This window comes from Enterococcus sp. C46, from assembly GCF_040887565.1.
GTDB classification, from domain to species: domain Bacteria; phylum Bacillota; class Bacilli; order Lactobacillales; family Enterococcaceae; genus Enterococcus_B; species Enterococcus_B lactis.
The window spans coordinates 108,743-122,497 of record NZ_JBFOGA010000002.1 but is presented as its reverse complement, the minus strand read 5'-3'; the positions used below and the strand labels follow the sequence as shown (position 1 = coordinate 122,497).

Annotated in this window: 18 protein-coding genes; 2 read left to right on the top strand and 16 right to left on the bottom strand. The window is 39.7% G+C overall.

Translation table 11 applies throughout. The features are described from left to right. Window positions 1–30 precede the first annotated feature (30 nt). On the bottom strand, window positions 31–393 hold the full coding sequence (locus AB3I27_RS03810) for an Asp23/Gls24 family envelope stress response protein (RefSeq protein ID WP_002290464.1): 363 nt from the start codon (window positions 391–393) through the stop codon (window positions 31–33). 269 nt (window positions 394–662) lie between these two features. Here AB3I27_RS03810 and rpmB point away from each other — a divergent pair, with 269 nt between their 5' ends. Both rpmB and AB3I27_RS03800 read left to right on the top strand, forming a co-directional pair. After that, window positions 663–851: a 50S ribosomal protein L28 gene (rpmB, locus tag AB3I27_RS03805; RefSeq protein ID WP_002290463.1), complete on the top strand. Its 189-nt coding sequence runs from the start codon at window positions 663–665 to the stop codon at window positions 849–851. A 238-nt stretch (window positions 852–1,089) separates the two neighbouring features. Next, complete coding sequence (locus AB3I27_RS03800) at window positions 1,090–3,759, top strand: YfhO family protein (RefSeq protein ID WP_002313939.1); 2,670 nt, start codon at window positions 1,090–1,092, stop codon at window positions 3,757–3,759. Window positions 3,760–4,086: 327 nt separating this feature from the next. Here the strand turns inward: AB3I27_RS03800 and truA are convergent, their stop codons facing one another. The 15 genes from truA to rpsE all read right to left on the bottom strand — a co-directional run bounded on the left by truA (window position 4,087) and on the right by rpsE (window position 13,745). Beyond that, a complete protein-coding gene (gene truA, locus AB3I27_RS03795; RefSeq protein ID WP_002290460.1) occupies window positions 4,087–4,833 on the bottom strand; it encodes a tRNA pseudouridine(38-40) synthase TruA in 747 nt (248 codons plus the stop codon). A gap of 203 nt (window positions 4,834–5,036) precedes the next feature. Then, window positions 5,037–5,834: an energy-coupling factor transporter transmembrane protein EcfT gene (locus AB3I27_RS03790; RefSeq protein WP_002312339.1), complete on the bottom strand. Its 798-nt coding sequence runs from the start codon at window positions 5,832–5,834 to the stop codon at window positions 5,037–5,039. Continuing rightward, a complete protein-coding gene (locus tag AB3I27_RS03785) occupies window positions 5,824–6,693 on the bottom strand; it encodes an energy-coupling factor ABC transporter ATP-binding protein (protein ID WP_002290457.1) in 870 nt (289 codons plus the stop codon). Before AB3I27_RS03785 ends, AB3I27_RS03790 begins: the two co-directional genes overlap by 11 nt. Beyond that, window positions 6,669–7,508, bottom strand: a complete 840-nt coding sequence (locus tag AB3I27_RS03780) for an energy-coupling factor ABC transporter ATP-binding protein (RefSeq protein ID WP_002290456.1) — start codon at window positions 7,506–7,508, stop codon at window positions 6,669–6,671. The genes AB3I27_RS03785 and AB3I27_RS03780 overlap by 25 nt, the downstream gene beginning before the upstream one ends. A 271-nt stretch (window positions 7,509–7,779) precedes the next feature. Further along, window positions 7,780–8,160, bottom strand: coding sequence for a 50S ribosomal protein L17 (rplQ, locus tag AB3I27_RS03775; protein WP_002288716.1), 381 nt, complete (start codon window positions 8,158–8,160; stop codon window positions 7,780–7,782). A 27-nt stretch (window positions 8,161–8,187) separates the two neighbouring features. Beyond that, window positions 8,188–9,126, bottom strand: coding sequence for a DNA-directed RNA polymerase subunit alpha (locus tag AB3I27_RS03770; RefSeq protein ID WP_002288715.1), 939 nt, complete (start codon window positions 9,124–9,126; stop codon window positions 8,188–8,190). Window positions 9,127–9,205: 79 nt separating this feature from the next. Next, entirely contained in the window at window positions 9,206–9,595 is a 390-nt protein-coding gene (gene rpsK / locus AB3I27_RS03765; protein ID WP_002288714.1) for a 30S ribosomal protein S11, read from the bottom strand. A gap of 27 nt (window positions 9,596–9,622) precedes the next feature. Next, window positions 9,623–9,988, bottom strand: coding sequence for a 30S ribosomal protein S13 (rpsM, locus tag AB3I27_RS03760; RefSeq protein ID WP_002288713.1), 366 nt, complete (start codon window positions 9,986–9,988; stop codon window positions 9,623–9,625). A gap of 17 nt (window positions 9,989–10,005) precedes the next feature. Continuing rightward, window positions 10,006–10,122 (bottom strand): 50S ribosomal protein L36, encoded by a 117-nt coding sequence (rpmJ, locus tag AB3I27_RS03755; protein WP_002288710.1) that lies wholly within the window; start codon window positions 10,120–10,122, stop codon window positions 10,006–10,008. A gap of 32 nt (window positions 10,123–10,154) precedes the next feature. Beyond that, on the bottom strand, window positions 10,155–10,373 hold the full coding sequence (gene infA, locus AB3I27_RS03750; protein ID WP_002288695.1) for a translation initiation factor IF-1: 219 nt from the start codon (window positions 10,371–10,373) through the stop codon (window positions 10,155–10,157). Window positions 10,374–10,563: 190 nt separating this feature from the next. Continuing rightward, entirely contained in the window at window positions 10,564–11,211 is a 648-nt protein-coding gene (locus AB3I27_RS03745; protein ID WP_002288690.1) for an adenylate kinase, read from the bottom strand. A gap of 61 nt (window positions 11,212–11,272) precedes the next feature. Further along, entirely contained in the window at window positions 11,273–12,568 is a 1,296-nt protein-coding gene (gene secY / locus AB3I27_RS03740; protein ID WP_002345495.1) for a preprotein translocase subunit SecY, read from the bottom strand. Then, on the bottom strand, window positions 12,568–13,008 hold the full coding sequence (gene rplO / locus AB3I27_RS03735; protein WP_368022906.1) for a 50S ribosomal protein L15: 441 nt from the start codon (window positions 13,006–13,008) through the stop codon (window positions 12,568–12,570). Before rplO ends, secY begins: the two co-directional genes overlap by 1 nt. A gap of 42 nt (window positions 13,009–13,050) precedes the next feature. After that, window positions 13,051–13,230, bottom strand: coding sequence for a 50S ribosomal protein L30 (gene rpmD / locus AB3I27_RS03730; RefSeq protein WP_002290455.1), 180 nt, complete (start codon window positions 13,228–13,230; stop codon window positions 13,051–13,053). 14 nt (window positions 13,231–13,244) lie between these two features. Then, window positions 13,245–13,745: a 30S ribosomal protein S5 gene (gene rpsE / locus AB3I27_RS03725; RefSeq protein WP_002288681.1), complete on the bottom strand. Its 501-nt coding sequence runs from the start codon at window positions 13,743–13,745 to the stop codon at window positions 13,245–13,247. Window positions 13,746–13,755 lie beyond the last annotated feature (10 nt).

Sequence of the window (13,755 nt, the reverse complement as noted above, 5' to 3'; positions counted from 1 at the left end):
CGACTGCTGAGTTATCAGCCAGTCTCCTGCCTAGTCTGGCAGTACACGAACACCTTGTACAAAGACATTAACCGAATTGGCAGCTACACCTAATAATGCCTCTAGATTGTATTTCACTTTTTCTTGGACGTTGCGAGAAACTTCAGAGATTTTCGTACCATAGCTGATAATCGTATAAACATCTACAGCAATACCATTATCTTCTTGGCGGACAACTACTCCTCTTGAGTAATTTTCTTTACGCAAAATCTCAGTAATATTATCTTTAATTTGATTTTTGCTGGCCATTCCTACAACACCGAACACATCTGTCGCGGCGCCACCAACAACTGTTGCAATTACATCATTGGTAATTTCAATGGTTCCAGCTGACGTTTGAATTTTTACAGCCATGAATGAGCCTCCTTAACGGGTAAAATACTCCCATTTTTCTTCTATCATATTTTATCATAGCGCAACTTGAAATAAAAGGCAGTTACCCAAAGTACTCAAAAACCTTGCAAAATTTCAGGTATAACCCTGTTTAATTTACAATTATTCTTCACAAATGTCAATTGTATCCATGAAAATGTACTTGCAAATTTCCAATCTATATGATATGTTAGTCTGGTATGAGCTGAATTATTCTATTGCTCCAAATCAAGGCAAAGGAGGAAATTACCATGGCAAAAGTTTGTTACTTTACAGGTCGCAAGACAAAAAGTGGAAACAACCGTTCACACGCTATGAACTCAACAAAACGTACTGTTAAACCTAACTTACAAAAAGTTCGCGTTATGGTCGACGGAAAACCTAAAAAAGTTTGGGTGTCAACTCGTGCTTTGAAATCAGGAAAAGTTGAACGCGTTTAATTGAATGATACTTGGACCGTTCAGATAGTGAACGGTTTTTTATTTAATAAAAATTTTGGCGGGTGGAATTTTTGATTCCTCCCCTTTTTTTGTGTTTATTTTTGTTATACGAACAAATTGTGAAGTTATTTATTCCCAAATTTTATTTTTTTATGAAAACTAGACTCTTTTTAAGCAGAGAAAAACAAGGATATGATAAACTAAATACAACTTCATAGAAATTTGGTGGAAAATAAATATGAAAAAAAACTTAAAGTCATTCTTTAGAGAAAACGGACGCTACGCAGCAGCTAGTTTCCTGATTCCGTTTTTGATTTTAGCACTTGTTTATTTAAGTATCGGGATCTATCCTGGGAGCAGCAGAAGTATTTTGGCAAGTGATGCCTTTTCACAATTTTCTAATTTTCATGCAAGCTTCCGAAATGTCCTTCTTGGAAAGCAAAGTATTTTCTATACATGGAATGCTTCTCTGGGCTTGAATTATCTATCTTTGATTTCTTATTATCTCGGCGGGATCTTCACGCCACTGGTTTTCTTCTTTCCAAACCAGATGATGCCAGATGCACTTTATGTTCTGACTTTACTTAAAGTCGGCTGTGCCGGATTAGCTTTTTGGTTTCTTGCACGCACGTTCAAGATTCCTCGCTGGGGGCATGTTGCACTTAGCGTCAGTTACGCATTGATCTCATTCATTACTGCACATTCGGAGATCATCATGTGGCTGGATGCATTTGTTTATCTTCCATTAGTGATTTTGGGGATTCATCGTGTCATGGATCTGAAACGGCCGAAACTTTTATTCATCAGCTATTTGCTCTTGTTTCTATCCAGTTTTTATATGGGCTTCATGATTGGTGTCTTTTCTTTCTTATATTTTATTGCCCGTCTATTGACAAACTGGTCAGAATACAAAAAATCGATTGTTCCTTATGGGATCACTTCTTTACTGGCAGGCGGCGCTTCAATGATCATTGTATTGCCAGCAGTACTGGATCTTCGCTCAAATGGCGAAGCATTGAGTCAAATCACTACGTTGAAAACAGAAGCGACTTCTTATCTGGATCTGATCATGAAAAACATGATTGGTGTTTATGACACCACAAAATACGGTTCGATTCCGTTCATTTACGCAGGTCTACTTCCGTTGGTCCTTTGCTTGTTTTATTTTGCCAGTCGGAAAGTACCGTTGAAAAATAAGTTTTTGTACGGTGGTCTTTTCGCCATACTTATCGCAAGTTTTTATCTTGTCCCATTGAATTTGTTCTGGCATGGTATGCATGCACCGAATATGTTTTTATTCCGTTATGCCTATCTGTTCTCTTTCTTAGTTCTCCTGCTTGCAGGAAAAGGATGGGAAAAGATAGAACAAGACGATCGTGGGCTGTTGTTAGGAATCATTTTGGTCGTAGCTGCTCTCTTTGCGGTGGCATGGGGCATCAAACCTGAAGGAAGCTACACCTATGTGACGATGACTTCCTTTGTATTGACAGTTGTTTTCTTAGGGATCTATGCTTTTGCTGTGGGATTTTATCAGCATAAAAAACTTTCCTTCAATCATCTAAGTATATTGTTGTTATTGATCATGTCTGCTGAGGCTCTAGTCAATACGAACAGCATGATCCATGGTATCCTTGATGATTGGAATTATGCTTCCCGCAGTTTGTATACGGATCCTTCTCCTGACTTGAAAGCTCTTGTAAATGAAACAAAAGAAGATTCTGACTCGTTTTACCGCTTAGAAAATCTGGATCCGGTATCGCCAAACGATTCGATCAACTACGGTTACAGTGGCATCAGCTTGTTTTCTTCTATAAGAAATCGTAATTCTTCCTCTTATCTGGATACATTAGGGTTTCGTTCAAGAGGGACAAATTTGAATATCCGTTACAATAATAATACTTTGCTGATGGATGGCTTTACAGGGATCAAATACAACATTTCTAAGAACGAAAGCACGTTCAGCAAATATGGCTTCCGCCAAGCTGGTCAAAGCGGCGACTATACACTGTATCAGAATGTCAATGCATTGCCACTGGCATTTACCGCACCGTTATCCGTTAATGATATTGAGCAGCCCGTAACAGATAATTTAACTAGTCAGACAAACTTGATCAATACATTATCTGGTCTAAATGAACAGTATTTTACATTCTATACGCCTACTTTGAAGAATCAGTTAAATACGACAATCACAAAAACAACGACTGGTGTGACTTATTCAGAGACGGCAGACAATCAACCGAAAGAGCTCACATGGGAAGTCCATGTACCTGCAAATACACAAGCTTACTTAAGTTTGTTCCCAACCAATTTTGCACAATTAGAAAGTTCTAGTGCAACGATTACTGTCAATGGTACATCGAGGAAAACGCAAATCAATATTTCTGGACAATACTATGATCTTGGCTATTATCCCCAAGAGACAACGGTGACATTTACTGCAAGTTTTTATGGGACGAAAGAAGTAAGTTTCATGGAGCCGAAAGTCGTTGGTCTAGATGTTGTAGCCTATCAAGCCGCAATGAATCAGATCAAAGAAAAAGGTGTCGAAATGGAAGCCTCTGGCAGAAAAGCTTCTGGAACTGTAGATACCGCAGAAGATTCTATGTTGGTGACAACTATTCCTTACGACAAAGGATGGAAAGCCGAAATCGATGGGAAGCCAGTCAAAGTCAGCAACTTCAAAAACGCATTCTTGATGCTAAAAGTTCCAGCAGGTAAACACACGGTTACTTTCAGCTACTTGCCTGAAGGATTTATAATAGGTGCAATCCTTTTTGTACTATGCATTGCATTGTTTATTCTCTATGTCTGGTACCTTGACCGCAATCAACCCTTCTATGGCACGATTGATCCAACAATAGAAGAAAAACCGCGAAATACACACAGAAGAAGACGAAGAAAATAAAGAAACGATGGAACCTGTTCAGACTGTCTGCCAAGGGCAATCAAAACAACGTTCCATCGTTTTTAGTTACAAAAAAGTAGTGTGGCAAAAAGAAGGTTCACTTATCCATGCTTCGTTCACAAGTTGTGATATTCATCAAACGTGAGAATCTGTTTTTTGAAATTGTTTCTTGTGACTCAGAGCTAAATGGCAGGCTCACAACCTCTTCCTTAAACAGTGTTCAATCAACTGTCCTTCGGTATTAGCTCAACAAATGGCAAAATATGAGAAACTATTTTGGTTTGGCTGTTCTTATTACTTGATGCAGAACCGCTTTTTCACAACCTCTTATTCATATTTCACTTCATACAAATAAAGTCCTTCAGGGTGTGCTGTAGGTCCTGCTGCATTACGATCTTTTTTCGCAATAATATCTGGGATACTATCTTCAGGCAATCGGCCATTGCCAATTTTCAAAAGCGTTCCTACTAAGATCCGTATCATCTTATACAAGAAGCCATTTCCCCTAAAAGTAAACAACAATTCGTCTTTTGTTTCATTAACCTCCATCTTAGCCTCGTAGATCGTACGTACTTTATCCTCTATCGAGCTTCCTGATGCACAAAAAGAGGTGAAATCGTGGGTCCCTAATAAATCAGGAAGTGCCCGCTGAATTTTTTCCAAATCAAGGGGGTAAGGAAAATAACTTGCATAATGGCGTCGAAAAGGACTGCGTGGTTTCCCTATATCTACTCGAAATTGATAAGTTTTTTCTTTGACCAAATATCTTGCATGGAATTCTTCTGAAACGATTTCTACTTGTCTTACAGCGATATCCTCTGGTGACTGGGTATCTAACGCAAAACGCATTCGTTCTAACGGGCGTTCTTCTGGATAATCAAAATGGATCACTTGCCCGATTGCATGTACTCCGGCATCTGTCCTTCCCGAACCAAAGACCGTGATTTCTTTCCCATTTGCCATTTTTTGTAATGTTTTTTCTACTTCTTCTTGAACAGTACGTCCATTTGGCTGTTTCTGGAACCCATTGAAATTTGTTCCGTCGTATGCAATGATTGCTTTGTAACGTACCATGGTTTTCTCTCCTTTGTTTCTAAAAAGTTGTCTAGAAATAGTGGTTTTTCCAGATAATGTTGTTTGTTCTTTTTTTCAAATAAAAGAAAGAGGCCTGTGACATTAGTCTGCCACAGACCCTAATGTTTCTTGTCATACACTGCTCGCATACTTTCTTGCAAATAGATTAGCAAGAAAAGGATAGATAGCGGTCCACTGAACGTTTATCCTCTTAAAAAGATCAGCAGCACGGTTAATAATATAAAAGCAATGATAACCATCGTGTCTCTATTATGCCAATGCAAGACACGATATTTCGTTCTTCCTTCCCCGCCCTTGTAGCCCCTTGCTTCCATAGCGGTCGCAAGATCTTCCGCTCGGTTGAAACTGCTGACAAATAAAGGAATCAGCAAAGGAATGACTGCTTTCATTTTCTGAACTAGATTGCCTTCACCAAAGTCAACACCACGCGCGCGCTGAGCGTTCATGATCTTTTCTGTTTCATCCATCAATGTAGGCACAAAACGAAGAGCAATCGACAGCATCAAAGAAATTTCGTGGACTGGGAACCGTACGGCTTTCAATGGACGAAGCAAGTACTCAATCGCATCAGATAATTCCAAAGGCGGTGTAGTAAGCGTGAGTAGCGTCGACATAAAAATAATCAACACGAATCGGCAGAAAATAAAGAGACCGTTCATCACACCAAATTCAGTGATATGGAAAACACCCCAACTCCAATAAGTTTCTCCTCCGCTGGTGAACAAGATTTGCAAAGCTACAGTAAAGAGGATCAGCCAAATCAATGGGCGAATACCTCGGATAAAAAATTTCAAGTCTACTTTTGATAAGAAGACGGAAAATAATGTGAAAACTGCCAATACAAGATATGTTTCCCAATTATTTGCTAAAAAAATGATACCAATAAAATAAAAACTGGCTAATAATTTGGCTCGGGGATCCAATCGATGGATCAAGGAATCTCCTGGCATATAACGACCAAATATCAATTTATTCATCATGGGCATTTCCTCCAGCAGAATGGACGATGGCGTCTGCTAATTCTTCAGCTGTTAAAGGTAAGGTAGTGAAGTCCATCCCTTTAGCCATTAATTCTTCTGCAAATTCTGTGGCAGTAGGTACGCCTAACTGTTTTTCTTTTAGCCATTTGATGTTTTGAAAAACCTCTTGAGGCTGCCCGCTATTAACGATTCGCCCCTTCTCCAGTACATAGACATAGTCTGCAAAATTGGCTACATCATCCATTAAATGCGTCACTAAAACAATAGTAATCTGTTGTTCCTTATGAAGACGCCAAAACATCTCCATCATTTCTTTTCTGCCCTGAGGATCAAGTCCTGCCGTTGGTTCGTCCAATACAAGTACTTCAGGCTTCATGGCAAGCACACCAGCGATTGCTACTCTACGCATTTGCCCTCCTGAAAGTTCAAATGGTGAACGGTCCAAATAGCTTTCATCCAGTCCAACTTGTTCTAACGTTTCTTTTGCTAGTATCAGCGCTTCTTCTTCACTGACACCAAAGTTTTTAGGACCGAAGGCAATATCTTTTGCCACCGTTTCTTCGAATAGCTGTGCTTCTGGAAACTGAAAGACGATGCCGACTTTTTTTCGGATCGGCTTTAGATTTTTATTATCCGTATCTGGCTGAATGTCGCGTTCTCCAATATGGACGGTACCGCTTGTTGGCTTAACAAGCGCATTCAAATGTTGGAGTAAAGTTGATTTCCCGCTTCCGGTATGCCCTACTAATGCTGTATAACTGTTTTCTTTGATCGTCATATTGATGTCAAATAAGGCTCGTTGTTCAAATGGTGTATTCGGCTGATAAGTGAAGTCTACTTGTTCAAAACGGATGTCCATAACCAATCCACCATCCTTTCTTCTGTCATATATTCACTTGGCACATCTACCCCGCGTTCTTTCAGTGCACGCTTCAGTTTTTCAGGAAATGGTAGATCTAGACCTAAATCAATCAGTTCGGGTCCCGCAGAAAAGATTTCTTTTGGTGTACCTTCACGGACAAGTTCTCCTTGCCTCATCACTAATATCCGATTGGCATTAGCTGCTTCATCAATATCGTGAGTGATAGATATAACGGTCAATTGACTTTCTTCTTTGATCTTCTTGATCGTAGAAATCACTTCTTCACGGCCTTCTGGATCTAGCATACTTGTTGCTTCATCTAAAATAATGATATCAGGTCGTAAGGCAACCACGCCGGCAATAGCAACACGTTGTTTTTGTCCTCCTGATAAACGAGCAGGCTCGCGTGTAGCAAACTCAGCCATTCTAACTTTCTCAAGTGCATCTTTCACACGTATCAGCATTTCTTCTCTGGGAATCCCTTGATTTTCAAGACCAAACGCAACGTCATCTTCTACTGTCGAACCAACGAACTGATTGTCTGGATTTTGAAAAACCATTCCAACCATTTGCCGGATCGTCCAAATGTTTTCTTCATCCAATACTTGATTTCCGACTTTCACGACCCCTGATTCTGGCAGAAGTAGCCCATTGATTGTTTTGGCAAGTGTCGATTTTCCTGAACCATTGTGTCCAATAATAGCGATCCACTCACCTTTATCAATTGTAAAGGAGACATCTTTCAATGCGGGGCGAAGATCATCTGGCTGATATTTATAATTTATTTTCTCTAATTCAATAATTGGCTCCATGATTACTCCTTCTTCATCCTAAAGTTCCTACTAACACTATCAAAAAAAGACAAAATTTTCAATTATTTCTCGCTTAAAATGTTTTTTTATGCCTTCAAGCAGAGATGTCATGACAGTTAATTGAAGGTATAAAAAAACACTTTATGATGAGTGCTTACTCCCCAAGCGATATTCGCTTGAGGAGCAGCGCTGAGCTAGACTCGGAAAAATATCTTCCAACATCATAACACTCTAAAAGAATCATCTATAAAGTGATGTTATTAGTGTGATTTTAGACAAGTTCTAAGACAACCATTGGTGCACCATCACCGCGTCTTGGTTCTGTCTTCAAAATGCGTGTGTATCCGCCTTGACGTTCTGCGTAACGAGGTGCAATATCGTTGAATAGTTTTTGTAAAGCTGATTCAATGACGATGTCCTCATTTTCTTCACGCACGCTGGCAACTTCATTACGTACGAAAGCCGCAGCTTGACGACGTGCATGCAAATCTCCGCGTTTACCTAAAGTGATCATTTTTTCTGCAGTTGAGCGAACTTCTTTCGCACGAGCTTCAGTAGTCACAATACGTTCGTTGATTAATAAATCAGTTGTTAAATCACGCAACATCGCTTTACGTTGGCTAGATGTGCGTCCTAGTTTACGATAACTCACGTTGGTTTCCCTCCTTCGTAAAAGGTTTTAATCTTCTTTACGTAAACCTAAACCTAAGTCGTGCAATTTTGCTTTAACTTCTTCTAATGACTTACGTCCTAAATTACGGACTTTGATCATTTCAGGCTCAGATTTATTTGTAAGTTCTTGTACAGTATTGATTCCTGCACGTTTCAAACAATTGTAAGAGCGAACAGACAAGTCTAACTCTTCGATCGTCATTTCCAACATTTTTTCTTTTTGTGTTTCTTCTTTTTCGACCATGATTTCAGCATTTTTTGCTTCATCAGTTAAGTTCACAAAAATATCCAAATGTTCAGTCATGATTTTCGCAGATAGACTCATTGCTTCCAACGGTTCGATTGAACCATCTGTCCAAATCTCCATCGTCAATTTATCAAAATCTTCACGGTGTCCAACACGTGTGTTCTCAACTTGATAGTTCACACGACGAACAGGTGTGTAGATTGAATCGACTGGAAGAACGCCAATTGGCATATCTTCTTTTTTATTTTCATCTGCTTGAACATAACCACGTCCAGGTTTCACTGTTAAGCGAGCATGGAACGTAGCTCCTTCAGAGACACTACAGATGTACATATCTTTGTTAAGAATTTCTACATCACTATCAACGATAATATCGCCAGCAGTTACTGTAGCAGGTCCGGTAATATCGATTTCAAGGGTTTTTTCTTCTTGGCCATACATTTTCAGCGCTAAGCCTTTAATGTTCAAGATGATTTGAGTGACGTCTTCTCTAACACCTTTGATGGTAGAGAATTCATGCAGTACACCATCGATTTGAATATTAGTGATGGCAGCACCTGGCAAAGAAGATAATAAAATACGACGTAGGGAATTCCCTAAAGTAGTCCCATACCCTCTTTCAAGAGGTTCAACGATGAACTTGCCATAATCTTTTTCTTCATCAATTTTTGCGATTCTTGGTTTTTCGAACTCAATCATTCTTATCTTTACCCCTTTCAAAACGAAAAGTGTCTTGTTCAATGACGTTACTGATAAAACTCAAAATGAGCGGCACTCATTAAACACGACGGCGTTTTGGAGGGCGGGCACCATTATGAGGAACTGGAGTCACGTCACGAATTGCAGTCACTTCTAAACCTGTAGCTTGTAATGAACGAATTGCTGCTTCACGTCCAGAACCAGGTCCTTTAACTGTTACTTCAACAGTCTTTAATCCGTGTTCCATTGCTGCTTTTGTAGCAGTTTCTGCTGCCATTTGAGCGGCAAAAGGAGTTGATTTTTTGCTTCCTTTGAAACCTAATGAACCAGCTGATGACCACGCTAATGCATTTCCGTGAGTATCAGTGATCATGATGATAGTGTTATTGAATGTAGAATGGATATGTGCAATACCTGCTTCTATATTCTTCTTCACACGGCGTTTACGATTCACTTTTTTTGCTGCCATGAAGTTTTAACCTCCTTCACTTAAGAATTATTTTTTCTTGCCAGCGATAGCGCGAGCTGGGCCTTTACGAGTACGTGCATTGTTTTTCGTGTTTTGTCCACGAACAGGCAATCCACGGCGATGACGGATTCCACGGTAAGAACCGATTTCCATCAAACGTTTGATGTTCAAGTTCACTTCACGACGAAGATCCCCTTCAACTTTTAATTTATCTACTTCCGCACGGATAGCATCTGTTTGTTCATTCGTTAATTCACGAACGCGAACATCTTCAGATACACCAGCATCAGCTAAGATCTTTTTAGCAGTAGTGTTACCAATACCATAGATATAAGTAAGTGAAACTACCACACGTTTATCACGAGGAATATCTACTCCTGCAATACGAGCCATATTTATAGCACCTCCAATTATCCTTGACGTTGTTTATGTTTTGGATTTGCTGGGCAAATCACCATAACGCGTCCTTTACGACGAATTACTTTACAATGTTCGCACATTGGTTTTACTGATGGTCTTACTTTCATGATAATACCTCCTGTAGTTTTACGGAGTACAATTATTTAAAGCGATAAGTAATACGGCCACGGTTAAGATCGTATGGAGACAATTCAACCGTTACTTTGTCACCAGGTAAGATACGGATGTAATGCATACGAATTTTACCTGAAACAGTAGCAAGAACTTGGTGTCCGTTTTCTAGTTCAACTTTAAACATTGCATTCGGCAAAGTTTCGACGACTGTACCTTCGACTTCAATCATATCTTCTTTTGCCACGCACAGTACCTCCTTGTACTTGTTTCGCATTTTCACACGATAAAATGGCGGAAACTGCAGTTCCCACCTCAAAATTCTCAAAATGGATCATCTAGAGGATTCTCTAGAAGTCGGACTGACATATTCTATCATAATTTATTGAACTTGACAAGAGTAACTGCATAATGCAAGTCGGCTACGGGCAATCGTGCTATTTTTCAATGATTTTTTGTACATCTGCAAATACAGCATCGATTTCACGAGCACCATCAATAGTGTTTAGCAAACCTTGTTCTTTATAATAAGCCAAGATTGGTTCACTATTTTTGATGTTGATAGCCAGACGATTTTTAACCGTCTCAGGTTTATCATCTTCTCTTTGATAGAATTCATGCCCACCGCAACGATCACATGTGTCTTCAACTTTTGTAGGGTTGAAAATTTTATGGTAAGTTGCTCCACAATTGCTGCAGATAAATCGGCCGGCTAGACGTTCGACCAAGATTTCTTCACCAACATGGATATCGATGACAGCATCAATTTTTTTATTCAAATCTTTTAGCATTGCGTCCAGAGCTTTTGCTTGATCTAGTGTACGTGGAAAGCCGTCTAATAAGAAGCCTTTCTCTGTATCTGGTTCAGCTAGTCGCTCTTTCACGATTCCATTTGTTACTTCATCAGGAACTAATGCACCTTTATCCATATAAGACTTTGCTTCCAGGCCAAGAGCTGTTTCGTTTTGCATCGCTGCGCGGAACATATCTCCTGTTGAGATGTGCGGAATACCATAAGCGTCAATGATTTTTTCAGCTTGTGTTCCTTTACCTGCGCCTGGCAGCCCCATTAAAATGAGGTTCATTGTTTTCCCTCCTAATAAATGTGTGAGAACGTGTGTTGAGGAAGAACCTCAACACGCTTTCTTACTCAATGAATCCAACATATTTACGTTTCAGCATTAAGCCTTCTAACTGTTTCGCAGTTTCTAAAGCTACACCGATAACGATCAGTAAGCTTGTACCGCCTAATCCGATTGATTGTGGAAGATCCCAAACCATTTGAGCAATGATTGGAAGCAATGCCACCAAACCAAGGAAGACTGCACCAACTGTACTTAAGCGCATCAGTAATCTTGAGACATACTCTTCAGTCCCCTTACCAGGGCGTACGCTTGGTATATAACTTCCTTGCTTTTGCAAGTTTTCCGCTAATTTCTCAGGGTTTACTTGTACAAAGGCGTAGAAGAAAGTGAAGGCAACGATCAGAATCGTATAAATCGTAGCACCAGGTGCTGTATTATAGTTAAAGATCTCCATCATCACTTTATACCAGTTTTCAGAACCGAATCTACCACTCAATGCTTGTAAAACAGCATTTGGCGTAGCAATAAACGAACTAGCAAAGATAACTGGAATAACTCCAGCTGCATTTACTTTCAACGGCAGATAGCTGCTTGTAGGCGCGCCAGCGACGCGTTTCGTATATTGAATCGGGATCTTGCGTTCAGCTTGTTGGAAAAATGTTACGAATGTCACGATCAATAAGATCGCTACTAATAAAATGGCCACAAAAATAGCAGATTTCCATATGTCTGAAGGATCGATATTTATAAAGTAATCTTCATAAATTTCTCTGATACTTTCAGGCAATCTAGAAATGATCCCTGCAAAAATGATCATTGATACGCCATTTCCGATACCTTTTTCTGTGATCTGTTCTCCTAGCCAAGTAACAAACATCGTACCGGCTGTTAGAATCAACCCGATCGTTACGTAAGTTGCTACGTTAGGATTATTCACGAAACCTAATTGAGCGTATTGATTGAATCCAGCAGTGATACCGACAGATTGGATAAATGCCAATACTAATGTCAGATATCGAGTGGCTTGATTCAATTTTTTACGACCAACTTCCCCTTGTTTCGACCATTCAACAAATCGAGGCACGATGTCCATTTGAAGAAGCTGAATGACGATAGAAGCAGTAATGTATGGTGAAACCCCCATTGAGAAAATGGAGAAGTTTTGCATCGCACTACCACTTACCAAGTTCAACATGTTGAAAAATGGCAAAGAAGAAAGGTTTTGCAATGAAGCAGCATTTACGCCTGGTACAGTGATATGTGCACCTAGGCGAAATACAAACAACACAAATACAGTAAATAGGATTTTCGATCTAATGTCTTTTACTTTAAAAGCATCTTTTAATAGTCTAAACATTAGATCACCTCGATTGATCCACCAGCCGCTTCAATTGCTTCTTGAGCTGCTTTAGAGAATTTTGCTGCTTTCACAGTTAATTTCTTGTTTAGTTCCCCTTTAGCTAATACTTTGATTCCAGCTTTTTCGTTTTTCACGATTCCAGCTTCAACTAAAGCAACAGGAGTTACTTCAGCTCCGTCTTCAAAGCGGTTCAATACATCAAGATTGATGACTGCATAGTCTTTACGGTTCACGTTTGTGAATCCTCGTTTTGGTAAACGACGGAACAATGGTGTTTGTCCCCCTTCAAATCCTAAACGCACACCACCGCCTGAACGGGCTTTTTGTCCTTTTTGTCCGCGTCCGGCAGTTTTTCCGTTACCAGATGAAGTACCACGACCAACACGGTTACGTACTTGGCGTGAACCTTCAGCAGGTTTTAATTCATGAAGTTTCATAGGTTTGGCACCTCCTTAATATTCTAGTTCTGATTTTTTTAATTAAACTTCTTCAACGTCCACTAGGTGAGAAACAGTATTGATCATGCCTTTAATTGCTTCATTAGAAGGCTTAACCACTGAACTGTTAATCTTTGTAAGACCTAACGCTTTAACTGTATCGCGTTGGTTTTGAGGACGTCCGATAATACTGCGTTTTAAAGTAACTTTTAATTCAGCCATTATTGTTGTCCTCCTTATCCGATTAATTCTTCAACTGATTTGCCGCGAAGTTCTGCAACTTCTTCTGCACGTTTCAATTGTTTCAAACCTTCAACTGTTGCGCGAACAACGTTGATTGGTGTATTTGAGCCTAAAGATTTAGAAGTGATATCTGCTACCCCAGCTAATTCTAATACGGCACGAACTGGTCCGCCAGCAGCAACCCCAGAACCTTCTACAGCAGGTTTCATTAGGATTCTACCACCACTAAAAGCACCGATTACTTCGTGTGGGATTGTTGAACCAACCATAGGTACTTCAACTAAGTTTTTCTTCGCATCTTCAATTGCTTTACGGATTGCTTCAGGAACTTCTTGAGCTTTACCTGTACCAAATCCTACGTGTCCGTTTTTGTCACCGACAACAACTAAAGCAGCAAAACGTAGACGACGTCCACCTTTAACAACTTTTGTTACACGGTTAATTGCAACAACGCGGTCTTCTAATTCCAAATGTTTTGGATCGATATAAACCATGAATGGTATT